Raw genomic sequence first — 24,259 nt, 5'->3', positions numbered from 1 at the left:
CTTCGAATATATTCAAGTAAAGAAAAAGGGAGCAACAGCTCCCTTTTTTAACTGATGATTAACCTACATTATTCTGCTTCTTTTAAGCCTTGGTTAATTTGCGCGATGTCTGCTTCTGAAATCGTGCCACCAGCTAGTTTTAAGTTCAAAATTGCTTGAACGTAGCCATAGCGAGTAGAAGACAAGTTACGTTTTGCGTTATACAAATTACGTGTACTATTTAATACGTCTACGATTGTACGAGTACCAACATCAAAACCTGCTTCTGTTGCTTTTAATGCACTTTCTGCTGAAATTACTGATTGTTGTAATGCTTTAATACCCGAAACTGACGCAATAACTGTGTTATATGAGTTACGTGCATTGCGAACAACATCACGGTGAGTTCTTGCTAAATCTTGGCTAGCGGCAACAAAATTACTTTGAGCTTCACGAACACCACTTGACGTTGCACCGCCTTCATAGATAGGTACATTAAGAGTAAGTGAGATAGATTGCTCATCTAGGTCTTCGCCATTGTAATTATAAGGCTCTGTTACATCTCTACCCGTTCTTGATAAACCACCGGACAAACTTAATGTTGGCAAGTGACCAGCTTTTGCTATGCCAATATTTTCTTTCGCTATGTCCACAGCAATTTTTTGTACAATTAAGTCTAAATTCTTTGACTCCGCAGTTTCTTGCCATTCGTTTGCACTATCAGGGAATGGACGTGAAGCACTGAAGCGTTCTGTATTTAATACATTCAAGTTCTGAGGATAAACATTGGTAATTACACGTAGCGCTTCTTCAGCGTTAAATACCGCATTTTCAGAGCGAATTACTTCAGTTTCAGCGTTATCGTATTCAGCTTGTGCTTCATGAACGGCTGTAACAGCTGTTAAGCCAACAGAGTAACGTTGTTTTGTTTGTTCAAGTTGACGCTCGATCGCAGCACGCTCTGCTTTAGCAAATTCCAAGTCATCTAATGCACTTAACACATTAAAGTAGGCTTGAGTTACGCGAACTATAAGGTTTTGTTTTGCTGACTGATATGCAACGTCTGCTTGATGAGCTGATTTCTTAGCATTGTCTAAGCGTAACCAGCTGCTATGGCGATAGATGTCCATATCAAGTGAAGCACTATATCTTGTAGTCTCTGTGCCTGTGTCGTAGATAGAACCAGCTGGTAAGCCAATTTCATTATCTGCAGTTGCTACACTTTCTGAGGTAACATCTGAAAAACTAGCGCTAGCTTTAATAGTTGGTAATAGTAAAGCGCGAGTTTGAATAATACCTTCTTGAGCTGCATTAAATTGCGCTTGTGCTTTTAATACAACAGGGTCGTTATTTTTGGCTAATTCATACGTAGTCAGAAGATCTTGTGCCGATGCCAAGCCAGCTGCGGTGGCACAATACAATCCAACGACTAGTGATGTGAGAGTTTTTTTCATGCTGTAGCATTTCCTTTGTAATAGGTATACTTTGTCTTTGTTATTAGTACCCAGTATCCTATCTTCTATTATTGATAAGCTAAATAGTATAAATGTTTATCAAGCTATTCTAGTGTAACATTTTGTGTATTGCTATGTTCTTATTGTAAAAAATTGTGGAATAACAAAACTGTGGAAGAAAAGAATAATCAGCATGTAGCTGAAATTTTAACGATGTCGGGCGATGACTATACTGTTCACAAGAAAGAAAAGTGCTTTGATGGCTTTTTTAGTGTAGACAAGTACCAAATAAGCCATAAAAAGTATGATGGCGGCACGACAGAGCTCTTTACTAGGGAAGTATTTGAGCGAGGTGACGCGGTAGTGCTAATTATTTATGACAGCAAACAAGATAAATTGGTATTACTCGAACAGTTTAGGGCAGGGGCGGTTCGCACACAAACAGCTCCTTGGTGTTTAGAGTTTGTAGCGGGAATGTTTAATGAAGGTGAAAAGCCTGGGGACGTTGCCATTCGTGAAGCTTATGAAGAATCTGGTATTGATGTAAAACCTCATCAGTTATCAAAAATTATGACTTACTTGTCTAGCCCTGGTGGAATTAGTGAACAAATACACCTGTATATAGCAAATGTAGATATTCCTGAAAGCAGTGGGATATTTGGGCTAGATGAGGAACATGAAGATATTCTGCGGCACATTGTATCAAGAGAAGATGCGTTACAGTTTCTAAAAGAGGGAAAAATCATTAATGCGGCAACCATTATTGGGTTACAATGGCTGGCATTAAACTATCAATCTTTTGGTAATGAAGAAAGGTAATCATCCGTTGATTAAGAATTCTGCTAACACGACATACCGACCAAATTTAAGTAGCTTGATGAACCTTTGTGAAGTCAACTACATGATGCTTTTGCGCTTGCTCGCAGATAAAGAAGAAGCAGGGGAAAGCTGTCAATTTTTTATATCGGATTTTCTTTCTTACCGAATTGTCGTCAATGAAGTTACTCGCTATACCTCGCTTATTACAATGTCGCAAGACGCAGTTGTTCATGGCTGTAAACTTTCTCAGTTTATGTCACCGAAAATGGTGATTCGTTTGTATCACGACGCTAGAATGGCTGAAGTTATTAGCAATCAAGATGTCAGGCAAGTAAAGCCTAGATATCAATACCCTAATGCTAAGATGCATTTACCGGATGAAAAACAACAGATAAATCTGTTTCTTAAAGAGTGGCTGCAGTTAAGCCTGCAACTAGGTCAGGTGACCCTTAACTGGCAGCAAAATTAGTACAATGGGTGTTATAAAATTTGCTCAGTTTAGCGACTGTCATTTATTTGCCGATAGATCCGCACTGCATCATGGTACAAATGTATTTGATAACTTAGAAAAAGTGCTAATCAAGTTAAGTGATGATAAAGATCTAAATTTTGTTATTTTTACTGGTGACTTAACACAAGATCATAGCGATCAATCGTATAGGAATTTTACGCGTTTAGTGAATGACATTATTCCTAATCTTGATGTCTACCGAGTACTAGGTAATCACGACAGCGATGAGCAATATAAAAATTTTCTTTCAAAGCCACCATTTAAACAAGATGATGTTATCGATATTGGTCAGTGGCAAATTCAATTATTTAGTAGTAAAAGCGATACGCCGGCTGGTATTTGGCAAAAATCAGAGCAAGAAAGGTATATGGCAAATGTTGATAAGCAAAAACACCAGTTATTTGTGATGCATCATCACCCGGTAGATTTAGGTTACTTTATTGATCGTCATGGCTTAATGAATAAAGATTGTTTCTATCAGTTTTTGTCTCAATGCAACGAGGTTAAAGCAATTGCCTGTGGTCATGTGCATAACGCTATTGAACAAAAGCTACCTGCTGCAGCTGGTGATGTGCCTCTTTTTACTTGCCCTGCAACATCGATTCAGTTTGATAAAGAAGCGCCGACGGTCGCTAATGCCGGGTTAAACTCTGGGTTTAGGGTATTTGAGTTATATAACGACGGACAAATAAATACCACACCTATATTTTTAGATGACTAACATGACAAACCGACTCCTTTATATCCACGGCTTTAATTCATCGTCACAATCTGCAAAAGCTTTGATAACACAAAACTATATTGCCGATAAACAAATCGACCTTGTGTTTCATTGTCCACAAGTTAAAAGCTCGCCCAATAGTGCTATTGCACAATTAGAAGATATTATCCATAAATACCCTGACGATAATTGGTGTTTTGTTGGTTCATCCCTTGGCGGATATTTTTCTACTTATTTAGCCGAGAAATATAAAAAGAATGCGGTATTAATTAACCCAGCAGTAAGGCCTTTTGAGTTACTCAAAGACTATATAGGTCCACAAGTTAATCCGTATACGAACGAGCACTATGAGGTAACTTCTAGTCATATGGAAGAACTTAAAGCCTTATATCAAAACAAAATTTCTTCAGATTTGTATTATGTTATGGTGCAAACTGATGATGAAGTGTTAGATTATCGACAAGCAAAGATGCAATTTAAAAATAGTAAGTTAGAGGTTCAACAAGGTGGCGATCATAGTTTTATAAATTATGAAGCCATGTTACCCTCAATTATGTCGTTTTTATTGCAGAAAGCGCCAATTACATAATATCAGCCGTTAATGATAATAATGATCAGAATTTTACTATGAGTGAACAATATAACTCCGACTCCATTGAGGTTCTCAGTGGATTAGACCCTGTTAGACACCGCCCTGGAATGTACACAGAAACCAATCGTCCTAATCACTTAGGGCAAGAGGTTATCGATAACTCTGTGGATGAAGCTCTTGCGGGCTATGCCCAAAACATTACTGTAATTTTAGATAAAGATCAGTCGCTAGAAGTTATCGATGATGGTCGAGGCATGCCTACAGATATTCATCCTGAAGAAGGGGTAAGCGGCGTAGAGCTAATTTTTTGTAAGCTTCATGCCGGTGGTAAATTTTCAAACAAGAACTATCAGTTTTCTGGTGGTCTACACGGTGTAGGTATTTCCGTTGTTAATGCTCTGTCTACTCGTGTCGATGTAGCTGTGCGTCGCGACGGCAAAGTGTATGAAATGGCATTTGAAAATGGCGATAAAGTCGAAGAACTTCGAGAGACAGGTACGGTGGGCCGCAGAAATACGGGAACACGTGTAAAGTTCTGGCCAGATGCAAAATATTTTGATTCAGCTAAGTTTTCAGCGAAACGTTTAATTCATCTATTGAAAGCCAAAGCAGTACTTTGCCCAGGCTTGACCATTAAGTTTCATGATAAAAATGAAGACCAAAAATTTAAATGGTGTTATCAAGATGGTTTATGTGACTACTTAAAAGAGTCAGTTAAAAACTATGTGAGCCTGCCAGAAGAGCCATTTGTAGGTAAATTTACTTCTCACAATGAAGCAGCCGACTGGGCGGTAACTTGGTTACCTGAAGGTGGCGAAGCGATTTCCGAAAGTTATGTAAACCTTATTCCGACAGTGCAAGGTGGTACTCACGTAAACGGTTTACGCCAAGGTTTACTTGAATCGATGCGCGAGTTTTGTGAATTCAGAAACCTTATTCCACGAGGCGTAAAACTAACGCCTGATGATATTTGGGATCGCTGTTCATTTATTCTTTCGGTTAAATTAGAAGATCCGCAATTTGCAGGTCAAACTAAAGAGCGACTATCTTCTCGACAATGTGCCGCTTTTGTCACTGGCGTTGTCAAAGACGCCTTTAGTTTGTGGCTAAACGAGCACACTGAAATTGCTGAAGCTTTGGCTGAGTTTTGTATTAGTAATGCGCAACGCCGTTTAAAAGCTGCCAAAAAGATCGTGCGTAAAAAAGTCACTCAGGGGCCTGCATTACCCGGAAAGTTAACGGATTGTGGTAGCCAAGACAATGACAGAACTGAACTGTTTTTAGTGGAAGGTGACTCTGCTGGTGGTAGTGCAAAACAAGCGCGCGATAGAGAGTTTCAAGCGATAATGCCACTGCGCGGTAAAATTTTGAATACTTGGGAAGTAGAGTCTGGTCAGATTTTGGCTTCACAAGAAGTTCATGATATTTCAGTAGCTTTAGGTATCGACCCTGATACTGAAGATTTATCAGGTTTGCGATACGGAAAAATCTGTATTCTTGCTGATGCGGACTCTGACGGACTTCACATTGCAACTTTACTTTGTGCATTATTTACGCAGCACTTTTTACCTTTAGTGCAAGCAGGGCATGTATATGTTGCTATGCCTCCGCTGTATCGAATTGATGTCGGCAAAGAAGTTTTTTATGCATTAGATGAAGATGAAAAAAATGGAATCTTGGACCGTATTGAAGCAGAGAAAAAGCGTGGTAAGGTCAATGTACAGCGCTTCAAAGGCCTAGGTGAAATGAATCCTCTTCAGCTTAGAGAAACAACCATGGATCCAAATACACGTCGCTTAGTGCAACTTACCGTTGACGAGTTCGATGAAACCATGGAAGTTATGGATATGCTGCTATCAAAAAAACGCAGCGGCGATAGAAAAGAGTGGCTGCAAGAAAAAGGTGATAGCGTCGAAGTTGTCTAACAGCAAGTTGCAAATTAATTAAGATAAAGCCCCTACATTGGGGCTTTATTATTTTTGGATTTACGTTAGTTGAATTTACAACAATACTACTCGTTGAATTGATAGCGTAATAAACGGTTAGGGACTATTTCTCTCTCTATAGAAATACACTTTCCATTTGAAACTAATGCTAAATTTGCACACTTTTTATTTCTTATTTTAGTCGTTTTTTGCGATTGTAAATCTACTTTAGTAATATCTTCACTGTTAGGGTATGTAATAAATAGTACTCCATTTTTTACACTCCATTTTTGCTCTTTGATTGACTCTAGCTTCTGGTAAACTAAGGTGTCTTCACCATTTTTATTATATTTCCAAATTCCTGGTTGATAGTACTTTGAGTAAAAAAGGTCTTCATCATCACTTGAAACATGATATGCGCCGCGCTTAATTAGAGGTTCTGTACTATTAGTTTCATCATTAAGTATATAAACAGCGTTTCCTGAATTTTGTCTATTGAACAATAGTTTACCTTGCCAAAATTGTGGAATTTGACCATCAATTAACATTGACTCGCCCAACTCACCAGTTTTATCGAAGTGACTGATATAAATACCAAAATTTGTATTAATAGCTAGTCGGTTACTAATGTCGTCATAAATAATTCCTTCAATTAAATGACGCGAATCAAATCGAGATAGCTGAGTGTGAGTACTTTGCTCGATATCGTAATACCATACTTGACTGATTCCATTCTTGTTGGAGTAATAAATAACTCCACTATTTTCAATTAATACCGGCTTTTGAATCTTAGTGCCTGTCAGCGTGAACAACGGCTCTTTTTCATTGGCGTAGATATCATTAACAACTACTTTGTGGGCGTAATAAAACCCTTCAGAAAAAATAAAGCCTCCAGGAAAATAAGTCGGTGAATAGATAGGGCGTGTTAATAACAATGGTATCGGGTAGGCATCACTTTTGTTGTTTTGAAAAAATACGACGCTTAAACTGCCTTTATCGGTTTTGTGTACGATTTTATTGTTGTCTAAGGCGACTGAAAATAGCGGAAGGTTTACATTGTTATGCCAAATGGGCGTGTCTAAATTATCAGTGGAGAAGGCGTGAATGTCCGTAGACACCCAATCAGCCGTTGATAAGGTAACTAAATATTGTTTATCCGGGCTAATATAAATTCTATATACGCCATGTCCTTCACTAAATGAAGGCCCTACAAGTTTTTTGGCTCCCGATTCAATATTAATAGAAAACATTTGCATTGGCTCTGAAATGGTGCCGGTATCTGACATAATCAAGGTGCTGTTATTAAGTGCGGCGAGCCCTTTGCTTGCAGTTAAAGGGTTGCAACTAATAATAAACTGATCTTTTATTACTTCATATGACTCTGACAGCGTGAGCTTCTTCACAGAGCAATAGCCTTGCTTGAATTCTATAACTGCTAGTTGATATTTGTTTATCCACGTTGGAGCCCAATATGATAAGCCTTGCTTTTGGTATTTGTTGATTGATTTATTGTCTAACTTCTTGAACTTTAGGTGGCTTTGATTCGTCGACGTAAAAGCGGCATAAGCAATAACATTGCCCGTTGGATCAACAGAATATTGTTTTTTATGAACATCGTCATTTATTAATTCAACAACTGGCGTTTGTCCAAATTGAACTTCAACGGTATTTTCTTTTAGTGTGAGGTAAACTGTTAACGTCGTTAAAAACACCCCTACGATGAAGAAGTACCATAAATACTTGTAATTAAATGGTGCTCGTTTAGTTGAATCTGATTCTACTGTTAGCTGTTGTGATGTTTCCGAATACGGTTCAGTTTCAGAGGGGGCACTAGTATTATTATCGACCGACGGGAGTTCGTTTGATATTGTCTCTTTTTTAATCTCGGGTTCATTTTTAACTACATCACCAACAAACCTATAACCAATTCTTGGAACTGTTTTAATAAACTTTACTGGCTTTGTCGTATCACTGAGTTTCTTCCTTAAAGTAGATATGACACGCGTTAAAGAATGTTCCATTACATATTGCGCTTGCCATAAATCCATTAACTCGGTTTTTGTAATATCTTGGTGCGGATTTTCAATAAAAAAAGCAAGCACGCTAGACTCGAGATTATCTAGCAATACTTCGTTTATTTTATCACCTTGCTTTACGACAACTTTATTTAAATGCAGGTAAAAAAAAGTGTGGTGACCTAAGTAAACTTCGCTCATTTTTTATTATTTTCTCCTTGCAGACTAATTTATCACCGAAATACACGATAACAAAACACAATTTTCGAATAGAAAAAAAGAAGAGCTTATTTGTTTAAAATTCAAAAGTTTAACGTGAATTATAAACTTTTATAAACTCTTTGAAAGTAAATATTTTAAATTATTTACAACTTTATAAAGAAATTTTAACTCGATTGGTAGAGTCTTAAAATCGAATTTCGCAATGAGAGCATAAGCGTTTGATTTTGGTTTGTAGAGTCTGCTGCCGTAGACCTAACAGGTCATAGACCAAAAACAAAGTGTTTATGTTTCTTCGTTGGTTTTTTGAATTTATTAGCTTTTTAATTCAATAAAACTTTTAACAAAAAATACCAGTATGAGGTAATAGTTATGAATAATAAAAAATTAACTACGTTAGCAGTGTCAACTATCTGTTCAGCAACGTTAGCAATTGCTGCTCCTTCAAAAGCACCTGAATCAAAAAACTTAAGTGATATAGACTCAGTACCTGCACAGACAGACCAACAAGAATTTTTTAATGAGACGGTTTTGCACAACGCATTAGCTTTAAAAGTAACTGGAAATATTAGTCAAAATGAGAAAGCTCAGGGTGCTAATGTAGAGTTGAAGCGTAACTTGAAAGATAAGAAAAGAGGTATTAAAGGCAGCACTGGTGGCAGATGTTTACCTTACCCAGAGTGTAAAGCTCCAGATTTTTAATGAATCAGCGGGGCTATTGAATTGACAATTTTTAACCCCCCTGTTTTTAAGTTAAACATTCTAGATAAGGTAAGCATTCTGTGATTACAACCTATTATTCGGAAAGGGAGCTCAGGAAGAGCAATTTGTTGGAGCTAAAGGGACCTGCGAGCGCAGCAAGTTTAGTTATAAACTTGGCTGTGCTGTTGATCACGATTGCTTTGATTATTGGCATTATTCGAGCAAATCAACAACAAACCGCCGTTGTTGTTCAAGAAAACCTTAGTGCATTTGCAGATAAAGAAGAAGCGTTAGTTATTTTATACGGTGAAGAAAACTGCACTGCCTGCAAATTAGCAGTAGATGAATTGCAGGCACAAAATATCAAGTTTGTTTATCGTGATATTAATAATTCTCCAGGTGCAATGGAAGAGTTCAACAACTTCGAAGGTGGAAAGGTTCCAATGGTGATAACCCGCTACTTGAAAATTACTGGGTATAACAAGGATTGGCTTGAGCGCTCAGTTATAGCTGAGAACAGGTTGCCCTATGCTCCATTGGTTAACATCAAAGATTATTAACAAACAACGTATGTTGCGCGTCAACAAACGAAAGTAACGTAAAGAAGCAACTAGCGAAACTGAAAGAAGCAGAATTGCTGGCTTTTATTAGTTCAAAGATTGAATAGCCTTATTAATAAAAAAAAGGTATCGATTAATTAGAGGTTAAGATGAAAAATTATATCGAACTTGAAAACATATCGAAGTTATTCTGCTCGTCTAAAAATGAGTTTTATGTGCTGACTAATATCAACTTAGAAATATCTAGAGGAGAGTTTGTCACTGTTGTTGGGCCTGAAAAGTCTGGAAAATCAACTTTGCTTAACGTGTTAGGGTTACTTGAGAGTTCGTCAGATGGCAGATACTTCTTTAACCATAGAGATGTGGGCTCAATGGGACAAGTAGAGTTAGCTAAATTTAGAAATAGTGAAATTGGCTTTGTATTTCAATCGCTTAATTTGATACCAGATTTAACTATTTTCGAAAACGTAGAGCTTCCGCTAATTTATCGTGGTGAGTTATCTTCAGTCGCTCGTAAAGAGAAAGTCGAGAAGTCTTTAGAAAAAGTGAATATGCTGCATCGTGCCGGCCATTTTCCTAACCAATTATCTGAAGAACAGCAACAGCGAGTTGCAATCGCGAGAGCAGTTGTTGGTGAGCCATCGACATTACTTGCTGATGAACCTACAGGTAACCTTGATGAAAAGGCCAAAGCTAGACTCATCTCGATATTTAGTGCACTAAATGATGAAGGCATAACAATAATTTGGTTTACTAACGATCGAAGTATTACTGCTCATACTCATCGGGTAATAGAATTGTCGCAAGGAAAAATAGTTAGAGACTATTTAACACATGCGCAATTAGCCTCTAAAGTACCTCCAATGCTCGCTGCTGAAAGTGCATGAACATAGCAATTGATTGTTGGCAGCTGTTAAAGCAAATGTCTCGGAACTATAGGTATACAACCTTTACGGTTCTGGTGATGACATTTGGTGTTAGCAGTGCGTTATTTGTATTAATGCTTGCACATGCTACTTTAAATGCGAAACTGCCATTTTTTAGTGAGCATCAAATTCGCATAATTGAAAGTGTTAAAAATAACGCTCAATATTCAATTAACAACCTCGATTATCGACTGTACCAAGAAATAAAAAATAAAAATAATATGCTCGAGCATATTAGTGCATTTCATACCGCGCCGGTATCGGTAAAAGGTTATCAATCTAAGCATAAATATTTGGGGGTTTACAGTGAGCCGAAAATGTTCACTGTAGCGCCTGTTACGCCACTTGAAGGTAAACTCTTTTCTTATCAACATCTCTCTGAATATGAACAAGACGTTGTGATGATTTCTGAAATGGTTGCTCAAAACTATTTTGGTAGATCCGATAGGGTTGTCGGTCAATTCATAGAAATAAACTCAAGAAGGTTTCAAGTATTAGCTGTGTTACCACAGCAGTATAAGTTTCCTCATGCTACTGAAATTTGGTTACCGTTAAAACCTAGTTATTTTTTCAATGACAGGATAAAGAAAAATAACCTTGAGGTGAGTGTTTTTGGAAGGCTCTCTAGGGGAGTTGATGAACAAAATATCTCTAGAGATTTTAGTGAGTTAATAGGTCAGCAAGCAATTCGTTTTACAGATAAATACCGCAATTATGAGTTTAAATTAGCTACCTTGCAAAGAGCCTATTTGGGGAAAACAGGTGTTGAAGCTGTTTATGTACTCCAAGTATTAGCGTTGGTGCTATTAGGGTTAACCTGCACTAATGCCAGTGTTTTGCTGTTTTCTAATATTGTAAAGCGGCAACACGAAGCTGCGATAAGGCTAATTACTGGTGCTAACCAATTTCGGTTATTTAGACAAATCATGCTTGAGAGTGTACTTATTTGTGTAGCTTCAGTGTTCTTAACAGTGTTAATTACAAAGCTTGCTACTGCAGCTTTTTCTAAGTTGGCCCCGAACTCTCTTGAAGCGGTAATGCCATTCTGGTGGCAATTTAATTTCAACACAGAATTGATGTTAATTATTTCAGCTGGTTTTGTCGCTGTTACGCTAATTATTGGAAGTTTTCCCGCCTGGAAAACTGTGCGGTCTTCGAGTTTTTCTTCGGTAAGTTTTCGTTTTTTTCAGTCGTCAAATAAAGCTAGCAACATTCTATTAGTGCTAGAAGTAGGAATGTCTTCAGGACTATTTTTGCTTGGCTTTGTTTTATTGTCATCGGTAGGAACAAGGAATAGCCTACTGTTTTTAGGATAGATAGACATTATATAAGGAACGTCGCGAACATTATAAATTGCTATAGGTGAGAGGTTGTTAATTATGTTAGAGATTTTAATGGTGGTTTTAACTTTTCTGTCGTTGTTGTTGTTACTGGCGTTTATTCGTCACTATTTCAAATATCGAGCGCAACTTATTAATCAAATAAGAGCGTTAAGAAGAGAGATTGCTGAGTCTTCACAAAGAGAAGTATTACTTGAAGTAAAAGAACTGAAGCAGCGAGTTCATTCTCTAGAGACGGAGTTGTCGTCAGTTAGTTATTCAACTAACCATCAAGTATCGCAGCTTCAATAGACAATATTTCTTTTCATTTTTAGCGGACGAAGTTGTTACTGAATTGAATCTCCATATTTTTATGGGTGTTCGACAAAGATTCGATCTTTTCCAAAAAACTGCGGTGTTTGTATCGATAATACTTTAAGTGGTTTGGCAGAAGTAACTTTTACGCTGTGCACTTGCCCAGGCTCTATTCTCACGTAAGAGCCTTTGGACACTTTTTCCGTCGTTTTATCGAGTGTAAACTCGGCCTCGCCGGACAACACATAAACAATTTCAGTATGGTTTTTGTGATAGTGCGCCTTTACTTCATTTTTAATAAAAACAAGAAAGTCCGATGCATGTTCATTAGTGGCCAGAGGAACAACATGAATATTTTCATATGGTACGTTTGGTTTCATGGCATCAATATATTTAGTCGCTTCAAACGCAAACACTGAAGAAGTAAAAAAGCCTAATAAAATCAAAATTCTCATCGTTTCTATCTTTGTTTAACAAAAGTTATTCTATAGTAACTATTCGAACTGCAGAGACAATACTATTTGTTAGTTAAGCATTAATTTATTTACTTTGAACTTTATACTGATTACTATATATGAAAAATTGTATATATTAAAAATCGAATATTTTGGTTTAAGTAAACTTGGCACTACAGCCAGAACAAATAGCGAAAAACAACCGATTGATAGTAATAATTTATTCGATGTATTTTGCTTGTATCAGTGGCTAAGAGCCGTGAAAAGAGGAATAAAGTATGACTATTAAAGTAGGTATTAATGGTTTTGGTCGTATGGGAAGGTTGGTAATGCGCGCTGCGTGGCACTGGCCTGATGTTGAGTTTGTTCAAATTAATGATCCAGCCGGCGATGCAGAAACGTTAGCCCATTTAGTAAATTTTGACTCTGTACATGGCACATGGACAGAAGTTGCGACTGGCACCAACTCGGCTATTGTTGTTGGCGATCAAACAATAAAGGTTTCAAATAACAAAAATATTTCTGATACTGATTGGTCAGCATGTGACGTTGTAGTGGAAGCGTCAGGTAAAATGAAAAAAACCGAACTGCTAAACCAGTACCTTTCTCAAGGAGTAAAGCGAGTAGTTGTTACTGCTCCTGTGAAAGAAGAGGGTATTCTAAATATTGTTATGGGCGTTAATGATGATTTGTTTAACCCTGATTTACATAAGATTGTTACTGCTGCGTCGTGTACAACAAATTGTTTAGCGCCTGTTGTTAAGGTTCTTCAAGATAATATTGGTATTTCTCATGGTTCAATGACCACTATTCACGATATTACCAATACCCAAACGATTTTAGATGCACCCCACAAAGATTTACGACGCGCGAGAGCGTGTGGTATGAGCTTAATTCCTACAACAACAGGTTCGGCAACAGCGATAACGCATATATTTCCAGAGTTAAAAGGAAAGTTAAATGGGCACGCAGTTCGAGTGCCATTAGCTAATGCTTCCATTACAGACTGCGTATTTGAAATGCAACAACCTGTAACAGTAGAACAAATTAATGCTTTGATGCAAGAGGCTGCCGAAGGTGATCTCTCAGGTGTTCTTGGCTATGAAGAAAAGCCTTTGGTTTCAATTGATTATAAAACAGATCCTCGTTCTGCAATCGTTGATGCATTATCGACAATGGTGGTAAACGATACTCAATTAAAATTGTATGTGTGGTATGACAATGAGTGGGGATACGCTAACAGAACCGCTGAATTAATGTTAAAAGTAGGGTTATCGGATAAAGGCTAATGGCGAGTAATGTTCCTTTGACACATGCGATGAAGCAATACCTTATCGTTACCGGAAACTACTGGTTGTTTACTTTAACCGATGGCGCATTAAGAATGTTGGTGGTGCTATACTTTCACCAACTTGGCTATTCGTCTTTAGAAATTGCCATGCTGTTTCTTTTTTACGAGTTCTTTGGTGTTGTTACTAACTTAGTCGGGGGCTGGCTAGGAGCGCGAATTGGTTTAAATAAAACCATGAATATCGGTCTTTGTTTACAAGTCGTTGCTTTGTTAATACTGACAGTATCTGAACAGTATTTAACTATCCCGCTGGTTATGTTTGCTCAAGCTTTATCTGGGGTAGCGAAAGATCTCAATAAAATGAGCGCTAAGTCGAGTGTAAAAAGCTTAGTGCGAGATAGCAGCGAGCAATCTTCTTCCCCTTTGTTTAAATGGGTAGCTATATTAACGGGCTCGAAAAATGCGCTAAAAGGAGTTGGCTTCTTTTTAGGAGGAATGCTGTTAACGACGGTAGGCTTTAAAGGCGCTATGTTTTTGATGGCATGCGTGTTAGCTCTTACCGCAGTAGGTAGTATAGTCTTACTCGACAAAACACTAGGAAAAGCTAAAAATAAGGCGAAGTTCTCTCAAGTATTTTCTAAAAATAGAGCGTTGAATTATTTGTCGGCTGCACGAATGGCATTGTTTGCCGCACGAGACGTATGGTTTGTCGTTGCTTTGCCTGTATTCTTTGTTCAACAGTTTAACTGGCAGCACGAATTTGTTGGTGGCTTTATGGCTCTGTGGGTTATAGGTTACGGTTTTGTCCAAGGGGCTACTCCCAAAATAATGAAAGCCTTTAATATTGAACAAGTTAATGGCAGGCTTCTTGCGGTAGTGGCGTTTTATTTGTCGGTTATCGCTCTGTTTATTGGCTACTGTGTTGACCAGAACAGCGGAGTATTTCCCGCAGTAGTTGGTGGTTTATTATTATACGGAGTAGTATTTGCAATAAACTCTTCGTTACACAGTTATAAGGTAGTCTCTCTCGCGCGTGACGATGGAGTTTCTATGGATATAGGCTTTTACTATATGGCTAATGCCATAGGAAGACTATTGGGCACAGTGCTATCGGGTGCAATTTTTCAGTGGTATGGATTTGCAAGCTGCCTTTTAGCCTCGGCATTATTAACGCTTATGTCAGCGATGTGGATTAGAAAACTCGACAATGAAAATTAAAGAAAGAGAATTACGAAGTATTTGTCATGCTTCTATTGGCACTAACGATCTCAGTAGAGCAAAAGCGTTCTATGTACCAGTTTTAGCAACGTTAGGTATCGATTTAGTCAGTGAATACTCGCATGCTCTCGCATTTGGTAAAGACTATCCCGAATTTTGGGTTCAGCTTCCTTTCGATAAAAAAGTGGCTACTGCAGGTAATGGTGTTCACTTTGGGTTTGTAGCTATATCTCAACATCAAGTGAACGAGTTTTATCGAGTAGCTCTGTTACAAGGAGGGAAGTGTAACGGTGAGCCGGGTAAACGACCTGAATATGGTGATCCATATTATGGTGCCTTCGTAATGGATCCAGATGGCAATAAAATAGAAGCAAGTTATTGGCAAATCAATGAATAAGTTATTTGAGAACAAAATGTAACTTTTATCTTGGTGTCTAATCTTTTATTTTAAACACTTGTCGTTTTATAATGTTTTTAACTAATAGGCCAATACAGAATATTGGCCGTAACTTTAGTTAGATTGTTATTAAATAGTAAGGGAACACATTTGACACGAACCAGAAAAAATCATTTTAACCTTTTGAAAGTTAACCTGTTTTTTGTGTTTTTGTTAATATTGTGTAATGCAAATGCTAATGCCCTTGTTATTGAACGCGATCAACCTCTAAGCCAAACAAAAGTGGAATCGACTAAGGAACCTCCTTTCCTTCCATTTGACCAGTATGTGGTCTATATCGAAAAGCTAAAAGACACTCAGCCTCCCAAAGCATATCTCAGCATTCAACAGCATGTAGATAAGGTATCGTTGTTAAATATCGACCAACAACTGAAGTTTTACTTTCTGGAAACAGAAATACTTATCGCCCTTGCAAGATATAACGATGCAATTAAATCAGGTGATAAAGGAATTCTGATCGCCGCGCAGCAAACTCGCCCTAGCCAAATGACAAGTGAAATAAGGTATGCCGCAGGATTTGGGTACGAGAGCTTAGGCGATCATGCAACGGCAAAGGAATACTACAATTTGGGGCTAGAAGTTGCTTATTCATTAAATGACAAAAAAAATATCGCAAATGGTTTAATAAATTTAGGTGCGCTGGCCTACCAGGTGCGTAAATATGATCAAGCCTTAACCTTATTTAATGACGCCTTGATAATAGCAAAAGAGATTAAGGATGATGCTTTGTCGGGGTATATAAATTCCGAGCTTGGCATTCTTTATTCAATGTTAAATCAAGTAGAAAAATCACAGGAGTTTTATTTAGCGGCAAAATCTCATTATATCAAGGCAGGCAAGTTGTATTTAGCCTATACAACCTTGAGAGAAATAGCGATGGGGTATTACTATCTGGGTCAAGAAGAGAGAGCTATTGAGGCGTATCAGGAGATCATCTCCAATGCAGACCAATTGAGTAACAATGAATTTTTATCTTTGATTTATGCTGGAATGGCTTGGGCACAATATCGTCAACCTAACTCCAATCCTGAAGCAGCATATCGTTACATTATAATCTCATCCGAATATGCTGTAGGCGCTGAACAGATAGATGTTCCTATATCTAATGCTTTAGAAAGGGGCTTTTTACTTTTTGAATTACAAAAGCTTGAAGAAGCTATGGCTGCAGTTGAAGAGGCTGAGCAACTTATTCTTAAATATCCTGATTTTCTGGAAAGAGCCAACTCGTCTAAAGCCTTGTTGGACAACTTATATTTAAAGTCGAAAATCTTTTATCAACAAGGTAAATATGAACAAGCTTATCAAGTTCAAACGAGGCTTATTGAATTAGATATGCAACGCTTGGAAAGTACTAATGTAGATAAAATCGAAGATGCCCGCTTAAAGTATGAAAGTCAGCAACAAGATCTTGAAAACCAATTATTGGGACAACAAAAAGCCGTTCAGGGTTTTAAACTGGTAGAAGCAAACAACGAAATAGAAAGTAGAAGGTGGTTAGTGATCATCTTAGGGGCTTTGTCGTTAGTGATGGCTTGGCTAGTATGGCAGAGTGTTAAAGGCCAACATAAGTTATTAGTTGCAAGTCGAACCGACCCTTTGACTGGCTTAACAAACCGTAGGCGTTTAATGGAAATTATTTCATTGAGTTTTCAGCATGCCTATAATCGTAATTGGCCCTTGACTCTTATCATGATGGATGTCGATGATTTTAAAAGTATTAACGATGAATTTGGCCATCAAGCGGGGGACAGAGTATTGTGCCATATCGCTGACTTTGCCAATAATATGATTCGTGTTAACGATACAATTGGCCGATTTGGAGGCGAAGAGTTTGTCGCGGTATTGCCGGAAACTGACGTAGAGCAAGCTCGAGCGTTTTGCGCTCGTCTTCAACAGTCATTAAAAGAAGCCGAATGGAATATCCCTGGCTTAAATCAAGTTACGTTGAGCTTTGGTGTTGCTAGTGTTGTGCCAACGAAAGATGACTCTTATCAAGCGTTGCTTAAACGAGCAGATATCCAGCTTTATAAAGCTAAAGCGCAAGGGAAAGATCAGGTGTGTTATGGTCAGTAACCGAGTATTGCTACTACTATTGATTATTGTCAACTTGTTGCCTGACTATGTTGTGGCGCAATCTGCGCAAGTTCAGCTTGAAGATATTAAAAAAAGTGATATTGAACTAGCTGTTAGAGAACCATTAGCGGCTCTGGTCACTTTGGTTAGAGAAGATGAAAGCAGTCAGAAAGGCAAAAAAGGCTGGCACAAGAAGGTTTTGCGGTTACAAAACGAGATACAAGACTTTAATCAGGCTGAAAAAATATTGCTAAAGATTTTGCAAGCTCATTACGCACTAGATCTTGAGCGTTTTGATGATGCGCTATTACATGCTCAAACAGCTAGCGCCGAACTTGAACGAATCTCTGCGAAACAGGCGTCATCACCGGACTTTTACTTTCTTCATCAGGTAACAGCAAATATTTATGCTTCGCAAAAGTTATTTAAAAAAGCGTTTGATGAAAAGACTCTAATGGTAGAAAAGATTAACGCTAATTGGGATATAACCCAGAAAGAGCGTTTAGATATGTTGGAGCAGAAATATCAGCTATCACTTAAAGAAAAAACGCATCAATTGTTAGCGGGTGAACAAGCCATTCAAGATCTGCAGTTTAAAAATACTAAGTATCAAGAGCGAGCTCAAATTCGCAATATTTTGTTGTTTATTGTGTTATCAACTGCATTTGCCATCCTATTGTATCGACAACTTAAAGTTCGTAAGAAGCTGAGCTTATTAACTGAAACAGATGGCCTAACTAAACTTTATAATCGCAGAAGCTTCTTCCAGATGGGGGAAGATCGCTTTTCGTTAGCCCTAGCTCAAGGCACCTCATTAAGCGTTATCATGGCGGACATCGATCATTTTAAACAGATAAATGATACCTTTGGTCATGACATTGGCGACAAAGTTATCGTTGAAGTTGCATTACTTGGCAAAGAAAGCTTTAGGACTCGAGATATCTATGCGCGGATAGGCGGTGAGGAATTTGCGGTTATTTTACCTGAAACGCCATTAAAAGAAGCGCACGCTGTTGCCGAGCGCTTTAGAGAAAAAGTACAAGAAAGCACGCAACAAGTTAATGGTAAGCAACATTCGATAACAATAAGTATGGGCGTTGCGACCTTGTCTAACGAAACGAAAGACTTTGAAAGCCTTCTTCATCAAGCGGATCAAGCCATGTATAAAGCAAAGCAACAAGGAAGAAATCAAGTTGTTTGCTAGAAAATAAGCAGTTGGCACTGAAATAGCTAAAAAATTCTCTGTATAGGTATTTTTTCCGGCGTCAATATTCGATAAGCTAGCAGTATTAAGAGCAGCAATATCCGCCATACTCTTAAATGTCACAGCAAACCATGACCACTTGGTATCAATTATAATAAAAGTGTTGGGAAAACTTAATGTCTAATGTACTCGATTACAGCCTGGATGGCATTGAACAACGTCCATTACGCCAGTTTACGGAAGAAGCATATCTAAACTACTCAATGTACGTCATTATGGATCGTGCACTTCCTCATATTGGCGATGGTTTAAAGCCGGTACAGAGAAGAATAGTGTACGCCATGTCTGAACTGGGATTATCTGCAGTCGCCAAATACAAAAAATCAGCGCGTACTGTTGGTGACGTTCTTGGTAAATTTCATCCTCATGGTGATTCAGCTTGTTACGAAGCTATGGTGTTAATGGCACAACCTTTTTCTTATCGATATCCCCTTGTAGATGGCCAAGGAAACTGGGGTGCACCGGACGATCCTAAATCTTTTGCTGCTATGCGTTATACCGAAGCGCGCTTATCTCGTTTTAGTGAGGTATTACTTTCTGAGCTTGGTCAAGGGACTGTAGAGTGGGTGCCTAACTTTGATGGCACGATGAAAGAGCCCAAAACGTTACCTGCTCGTTTACCACATATTATGCTCAATGGTATTACAGGTATTGCTGTTGGTATGGCTACAGATATTCCGCCACATAACGCACGCGAAATCGCCAATGCATGTGTTCAGTTGATCGATTCACCCAAAAGTGAAATGGCCGATTTGCTTGAACATGTACAAGGGCCAGACTTCCCAACTGATGCCGAGATTATTACCCCTAAAGCGGATATTGAGAAACTATATTCCACGGGGCGCGGTAGTATTAAAATGCGTGCTGTATACGAAGTTGATCAAGGTGAAATTGTGATAACGGCTTTACCGCATCAAGCTTCAGGTGCCAAAGTGTTGGAGCAAATCGCTGCTCAAATGACCGCTAAAAAGCTGCCTATGGTAGTCGATTTGAGAGATGAGTCAGATCATGAAAACCCTATTCGCTTAGTGGTTGTGCCACGATCTAATCGAGTTGATACCGAGCAATTGATGCAGCACTTGTTTGCGACTACAGATTTAGAGAAAAACTATCGCGTTAACTTAAACATGCTCGGCCTAGATAACAAGCCAGCGGTGAAAAACTTAAAAGAAGTGTTAAGCGAGTGGTTAGTTTTCCGTCGTGAAACAGTTCGTCGTCGATTGCAATTTAGGTTAGATAAAGTACTCGCGCGTTTGCATATTTTAGATGGCTTACTCATCGCTTATTTAAATATTGATGAAGTTATTGAGATTATTCGAAACTACGATGATCCTAAAGCCGAGTTAATGTCTCGTTTTGAATTATCAGAAAAGCAAGCAGAAGCAATATTAGAAATAAAGCTCCGTCAATTAGCTAAGCTTGAAGAGATAAAAATTCGAGCTGAGCAAGATGAATTGAACAAAGAGCGTGAATATCTAGAAAAAACACTTAATTCTAAAGCGCGAATGAACACCTTACTTAAAAAAGAGATTCTTGAAGCCGCTGAAAAGTATGGTGATGACAGACGTTCACGTATTGTTGAACGTGTTGAGGCTAAAGCGTTATCTGAGAAGGATCTGGTGCCAAGTGAGCCTGTTACAGTCGTTGTTTCTGATAAAGGCTGGGCACGGTGTGCGAAAGGCCATGATATTGACCCAGAAGCGATGAGTTATAAGGCGGGTGATTCCTACTTGTGTTCAGCTCGAGGAAGAAGTAACAGGCCGGTTGTATTCATTGATTCAACTGGACGCGCGTACTCTACTGATGCTCATTCTCTGCCTACGGCAAGAAGCCAGGGTGAGCCGTTAACAGGGCGCTTTAATTTACCAGCGGGCGAAAATTTTGAACAAACCGTTATGGCGGAAGATCAAGCGAAGTATTTACTCAGCAGTGATGCAGGCTATGGGTTTGTTGGTAAGTTTGAGGATATGGTAAGTAAAAACAAGAACGGAAAAGCGTTATTGTCTTTACCTGCCAATGCAAAAGTTATGTCACCTAAACATATTGATAATATGGAGAACGCATTAGTATTATCAATAACGTCAGAAGGTCGTATGTTAGTGTTCCCCGTAGCTGATTTACCTGAACTTGGTAAAGGGAAAGGTAATAAAATCATTAACATTTCTGCTGCGCGGGCTAAAGCTAGAGAGGAATTTGTGACGCTTATCGAAGTTATTGGCACTGAAGACTCCGTGACTCTGCATGCAGGTAAGCGTAAGTTAACCTTGAAAGCTTCAGATATTGACCATTACAGAGGCGAGCGTGGTAGACGTGGAAATAAGCTTCCTAGAGGGTTACAACGCGTAGATCGTATTGCTGTTGAAAAAGCCACCGTTGAAGTTATTGAAACAGAAGCCGACAGCAAACCTGAAGATACTACTCTTACTGAGTAGCATCTTTAGTATTTAATTTTGGTTATAAGTTGAGCGAACAATTAGGAATTAATGGTAATTATTCTTAATTCCTAATCTTCGTCATAAATATGTCATAAATCAATTCTACTATGCGCTTGGTTAAGGAGAGTCAAGTGTATAGAGAAATTGAAGACATTATCAATCGCAAAGCAATTAGCACTGCTTTTCAACCTATATTTGATATTCAAGAAAAGGTTGTTGTTGGCTACGAAGCTCTAACGCGCGGCCCCCAAAATAGTCAATTTTCCAGTCCTGACGCACTGTTTCAAGCGGCAACTGATTGTGGCTTACTCTCTGAATTAGAAATTCTTTGTCGCGATGTCGCTATTTCTCGATTTGCTTACCTACAGCTACCTGGCAAGCTCTTTTTAAACATTAGCCCTTTGGTTTTACTTGACCCTGCTCACCCACAAGGGGAAACACAGCGGTTGGTAGAGCAGGCGGGCTTAGATTGTCAGCGCATAGTTATCGAACTTAGTGAAAAACATCCATATCCAAATGCAACCACCTTACAAATAGCTTTAGAAAAGTACAGACAATTTGGCTTTAACGTGGCAATTGATGACCTTGGGGCCGGCTATTCAGGATTGAAGATGTGGAGTCAGCTTAGGCCGAATATCGTTAAAATAGATCGTTATTTTGTTGAGAAATGTCATTTAGACAGTTTTAAAAGAAAATTTGTCACTGCGATTCTTGAACTTGCAAAGTCTGCTCAAGCCAAAGTTATTGTCGAAGGAATTGAGACATTCGAAGAATTTGAATTATTAAGACAGCTAGGAATGCGTTATGCACAAGGCTATTACCTTGCTAAACCTTCGATGAACCCTGATGAGTTGTACCCTCCAAGACTGGCTCAAGAGCCGCTGTACCAGTGTGTTGCGCAGTAAAGTAATTTATCGCCTTAGACTGACGTTTAAGCAATTTTTAGCGTTGTAATGATTTTAGATGCGAAGTTGGGTCACTAGGTTACATAACTGCTCGATTTTAATGTTGCTGAGTTGCCTGTAGTCAAAATATGGGCAGATGATCACACGTAATTCTTCATTTATCGCAAAAGATGGCGATAGCCAAAAACATTTTTCAGCTAGCCCTAACGCTTCTCCATATTGTTTGCCCATGACAATAGATATGTGGTGTTGGCTTGTCTCTAGGTTTTGTAAACCTAGCCATAAAGCAAAGTCCCCCGAAGAAGAAAGTAGTGCGGTATCGCGAAATGTTTGCCATGTTTTAAACTGTTTCGACAAATCAGCTTCGAGTTGAAAGGCAAATTTAGCCATCACATTGAAAATTTTTCGCCAATGATTACCTGTAAGTTGTCCAATACGACCAATTTCACCGGGCTCTACCGCTCTAATAGAGGCTTGTGATAGATAAGGTTCAATTGGCGGGGTATTTTGACAATATATGTGTATTTTAGCGTTAGGGTTGCCTAATCCGGGTGTTTGCACGTAGATTCTCTTTTTAAGCGTTGTTGGTATCACTACGTTAAAAGCGGTGAAGTGTAGACATTAAAAAAACCCAGTATAAACTGGGTTTTTGCGCGATGATTGGGAGAATATTAAAACTCGTCCAACATATACTCTAGTGAATCATCGTAAGCTCTAAGCTCTTTTTCTAACTCAAATTTTTCCTTAAGTTGTTCTATTTCGCGCCATTTTCGTTTTTTGCTGCTCGTCGCAGCTTTTTGTTGTTTACCAAGTGAGTCCAATATTTTTTCTACGTTATTCATGGAGTGCTCCTTTTTTCTACAACAGCACCTTTTTAATATCACACTCTGTTAAACAATTAAAACACTTTTTTGCGAGTCCTTTCTAACAACTTGAAAAATAATGGCTTTTAAATCTTGAGTTTTAATCGTTGTTTACTAAAGCAACGCTAAAAGCTGTTTTTCTAGCTTATTTTGATCGACAGCAAAGTTACGAATACCCTCGGCAAGCTTTTCAGTTGCCATTGCATCTTGGTTGAGCGCCCATCTAAACGAAGCTTCGTTTAGTGGCTCTTCTTCACCGATAGATGGTTGATTGTCATTCAACTTACGAATGACAACTTCTTCGTTGCCAGATAGCTCTTCAAGTAACTGCGGGCTGATGGTCAATCGGTCACAACCTGCTAGCTCTAATATTTCGCCAGAATTTCTAAAGCTAGCGCCCATTACGATTGTTTGGTAGTTTTTCGCTTTATAGTAGTTGTATATATTAGTTACAGATACCACACCCGGATCTTCAGATGCTTCATAACTGTTACGGCCTGTATCTTTTTTATACCAGTCTAAGATGCGCCCAACGAATGGCGAAATTAAGAATACACCGGCTTCGGCACATGCTTGCGCTTGTGCGAAACTAAATAACAAGGTCAAGTTACAATTAATCCCTTGTTTTTCTAACTCTTCTGCAGCTTTGATGCCTTCCCAAGTAGAAGCCAGTTTAATTAAGATACGATCATTGCTGATTCCAGCTTCGTTATACATTGCTATTAACTTTTTAGCTTTTGCAATCGAACCTTGCGTATCAAATGATAGTCGTGCATCTACTTCTGTAGAAATACGACCAGGAATAATTTTCAAAATTTCGATACCAATTAAAACGGCAAGTTTATCGCTTGCATCGATAACTTGTTGTGCTTTGTTGTCTGATTGAGTTTTCGCCCAAGCTACTGCCTGAGTTAATAGTTCTGAATAAGCAGGAAGAGACGCGGCTTTTAACAATAGTGAAGGGTTAGTCGTTGCATCTTGCGGTTGATATTTTGCTATCGCTTCGATATCGCCTGTGTCAGCCACAACAGTCGTCATTTGTTTTAACTGCGTTAATTGGTTTGCCATGAATATGCCTTTTTAGGTTTTCTTTTAGAATGTTATCGACTTTTTATTTAACTAAGATGACAAAGTGCCAGTAGGAAGGTCGCTCATTCCGTCGAATTGTTATTTAAGTGTAGGGTAAATATGCCCAAGTGGTGCGCCTTAATCAAGTAACTTCTTAGTCCAATATATTTTAT

General features: G+C 38.5%; 23 protein-coding genes. 17 read left to right on the top strand and 6 right to left on the bottom strand.

Annotation, left to right across the window (positions count from 1 at the left end):
• Positions 1 to 68: 68 nt before the first annotated feature.
• Positions 69 to 1,433, bottom strand: coding sequence for an outer membrane channel protein TolC (gene tolC, locus ACOB80_RS19270; protein ID WP_473167505.1), 1,365 nt, complete (start codon positions 1,431 to 1,433; stop codon positions 69 to 71).
• Between the two features lie 171 nt (positions 1,434 to 1,604).
• Between tolC and ACOB80_RS19265 the strand changes: the two genes are divergently transcribed.
• From ACOB80_RS19265 to parE, 5 genes are read left to right on the top strand one after another with little or no spacing between them, the layout of a single operon-like run.
• The gene (locus ACOB80_RS19265) at positions 1,605 to 2,252 is read left to right on the top strand and encodes an NUDIX domain-containing protein (protein WP_473167504.1); all 648 of its coding nucleotides are present in this window, start codon (positions 1,605 to 1,607) and stop codon (positions 2,250 to 2,252) included.
• Between the two features lie 7 nt (positions 2,253 to 2,259).
• Positions 2,260 to 2,721, top strand: a complete 462-nt coding sequence (locus ACOB80_RS19260) for a DUF1249 domain-containing protein (RefSeq protein WP_473167503.1) — start codon at positions 2,260 to 2,262, stop codon at positions 2,719 to 2,721.
• A 4-nt stretch (positions 2,722 to 2,725) separates the two neighbouring features.
• Complete coding sequence (locus ACOB80_RS19255) at positions 2,726 to 3,484, top strand: metallophosphoesterase family protein (protein ID WP_473167502.1); 759 nt, start codon at positions 2,726 to 2,728, stop codon at positions 3,482 to 3,484.
• A 1-nt stretch (position 3,485) separates the two neighbouring features.
• Positions 3,486 to 4,073 (top strand): YqiA/YcfP family alpha/beta fold hydrolase, encoded by a 588-nt coding sequence (locus ACOB80_RS19250; protein WP_473167501.1) that lies wholly within the window; start codon positions 3,486 to 3,488, stop codon positions 4,071 to 4,073.
• 38 nt (positions 4,074 to 4,111) lie between these two features.
• Positions 4,112 to 6,001 carry a DNA topoisomerase IV subunit B gene (gene parE / locus ACOB80_RS19245; RefSeq protein ID WP_473167500.1) on the top strand — a complete coding sequence of 630 codons (1,890 nt, stop codon included), beginning with the start codon at positions 4,112 to 4,114 and terminating at the stop codon, positions 5,999 to 6,001.
• Positions 6,002 to 6,087: 86 nt separating this feature from the next.
• On the opposite strand, the gene ACOB80_RS19240 is transcribed toward parE, so the two are convergent.
• A complete protein-coding gene (locus ACOB80_RS19240) occupies positions 6,088 to 8,217 on the bottom strand; it encodes a winged helix-turn-helix domain-containing protein (RefSeq protein ID WP_473167499.1) in 2,130 nt (709 codons plus the stop codon).
• 390 nt (positions 8,218 to 8,607) lie between these two features.
• Here ACOB80_RS19240 and ACOB80_RS19235 point away from each other — a divergent pair, with 390 nt between their 5' ends.
• The 5 genes from ACOB80_RS19235 (at position 8,608) to ACOB80_RS19215 (ending at position 12,054) form a co-directional block, all read left to right on the top strand.
• Positions 8,608 to 8,937: a hypothetical protein gene (locus ACOB80_RS19235; protein WP_473167498.1), complete on the top strand. Its 330-nt coding sequence runs from the start codon at positions 8,608 to 8,610 to the stop codon at positions 8,935 to 8,937.
• 125 nt (positions 8,938 to 9,062) lie between these two features.
• The gene (locus ACOB80_RS19230; RefSeq protein ID WP_473167497.1) at positions 9,063 to 9,497 is read left to right on the top strand and encodes a glutaredoxin family protein; all 435 of its coding nucleotides are present in this window, start codon (positions 9,063 to 9,065) and stop codon (positions 9,495 to 9,497) included.
• Between the two features lie 149 nt (positions 9,498 to 9,646).
• Entirely contained in the window at positions 9,647 to 10,384 is a 738-nt protein-coding gene (locus ACOB80_RS19225; protein ID WP_473167496.1) for an ABC transporter ATP-binding protein, read from the top strand.
• Entirely contained in the window at positions 10,381 to 11,739 is a 1,359-nt protein-coding gene (locus ACOB80_RS19220; protein WP_473167495.1) for an ABC transporter permease, read from the top strand. The genes ACOB80_RS19225 and ACOB80_RS19220 overlap by 4 nt, the downstream gene beginning before the upstream one ends.
• Positions 11,740 to 11,802: 63 nt before the next feature.
• Entirely contained in the window at positions 11,803 to 12,054 is a 252-nt protein-coding gene (locus ACOB80_RS19215; RefSeq protein ID WP_473167494.1) for a hypothetical protein, read from the top strand.
• 59 nt (positions 12,055 to 12,113) lie between these two features.
• On the opposite strand, the gene ACOB80_RS19210 is transcribed toward ACOB80_RS19215, so the two are convergent.
• Positions 12,114 to 12,512 (bottom strand): cupin domain-containing protein, encoded by a 399-nt coding sequence (locus tag ACOB80_RS19210; RefSeq protein WP_473167493.1) that lies wholly within the window; start codon positions 12,510 to 12,512, stop codon positions 12,114 to 12,116.
• Positions 12,513 to 12,790: 278 nt separating this feature from the next.
• Between ACOB80_RS19210 and ACOB80_RS19205 the strand changes: the two genes are divergently transcribed.
• The 7 genes from ACOB80_RS19205 (at position 12,791) to ACOB80_RS19175 (ending at position 22,155) form a co-directional block, all read left to right on the top strand.
• On the top strand, positions 12,791 to 13,801 hold the full coding sequence (locus ACOB80_RS19205) for an ArsJ-associated glyceraldehyde-3-phosphate dehydrogenase (RefSeq protein WP_473167492.1): 1,011 nt from the start codon (positions 12,791 to 12,793) through the stop codon (positions 13,799 to 13,801).
• A complete protein-coding gene (gene arsJ, locus ACOB80_RS19200) occupies positions 13,801 to 15,021 on the top strand; it encodes an organoarsenical effux MFS transporter ArsJ (RefSeq protein WP_473167491.1) in 1,221 nt (406 codons plus the stop codon). The genes ACOB80_RS19205 and arsJ overlap by 1 nt, the downstream gene beginning before the upstream one ends.
• A complete protein-coding gene (locus tag ACOB80_RS19195; protein ID WP_473167490.1) occupies positions 15,011 to 15,418 on the top strand; it encodes a VOC family protein in 408 nt (135 codons plus the stop codon). Before arsJ ends, ACOB80_RS19195 begins: the two co-directional genes overlap by 11 nt.
• A 204-nt stretch (positions 15,419 to 15,622) precedes the next feature.
• The gene (locus ACOB80_RS19190) at positions 15,623 to 17,551 is read left to right on the top strand and encodes a GGDEF domain-containing protein (protein WP_473167489.1); all 1,929 of its coding nucleotides are present in this window, start codon (positions 15,623 to 15,625) and stop codon (positions 17,549 to 17,551) included.
• On the top strand, positions 17,541 to 18,755 hold the full coding sequence (locus ACOB80_RS19185) for a GGDEF domain-containing protein (protein WP_473167488.1): 1,215 nt from the start codon (positions 17,541 to 17,543) through the stop codon (positions 18,753 to 18,755). The genes ACOB80_RS19190 and ACOB80_RS19185 overlap by 11 nt, the downstream gene beginning before the upstream one ends.
• Before the next feature lie 176 nt (positions 18,756 to 18,931).
• The gene (gene parC, locus ACOB80_RS19180) at positions 18,932 to 21,247 is read left to right on the top strand and encodes a DNA topoisomerase IV subunit A (RefSeq protein WP_473167487.1); all 2,316 of its coding nucleotides are present in this window, start codon (positions 18,932 to 18,934) and stop codon (positions 21,245 to 21,247) included.
• A 134-nt stretch (positions 21,248 to 21,381) separates the two neighbouring features.
• Positions 21,382 to 22,155, top strand: a complete 774-nt coding sequence (locus tag ACOB80_RS19175) for an EAL domain-containing protein (RefSeq protein WP_473167486.1) — start codon at positions 21,382 to 21,384, stop codon at positions 22,153 to 22,155.
• A gap of 54 nt (positions 22,156 to 22,209) precedes the next feature.
• Here ACOB80_RS19175 and ACOB80_RS19170 read toward each other — a convergent pair whose 3' ends face one another.
• The 3 genes from ACOB80_RS19170 to tal all read right to left on the bottom strand — a co-directional run bounded on the left by ACOB80_RS19170 (position 22,210) and on the right by tal (position 24,086).
• Entirely contained in the window at positions 22,210 to 22,716 is a 507-nt protein-coding gene (locus ACOB80_RS19170) for a DUF6942 family protein (protein ID WP_473167485.1), read from the bottom strand.
• Positions 22,717 to 22,826: 110 nt separating this feature from the next.
• Entirely contained in the window at positions 22,827 to 22,997 is a 171-nt protein-coding gene (locus tag ACOB80_RS19165) for a DUF3545 family protein (RefSeq protein ID WP_473167484.1), read from the bottom strand.
• 135 nt (positions 22,998 to 23,132) lie between these two features.
• Positions 23,133 to 24,086, bottom strand: coding sequence for a transaldolase (gene tal, locus ACOB80_RS19160; RefSeq protein ID WP_473167483.1), 954 nt, complete (start codon positions 24,084 to 24,086; stop codon positions 23,133 to 23,135).
• Positions 24,087 to 24,259 lie beyond the last annotated feature (173 nt).

The sequence above is a fragment of the Thalassotalea coralli genome (assembly GCF_055786205.1).
This window is presented reverse-complemented; position numbering and strand designations above follow the sequence as displayed.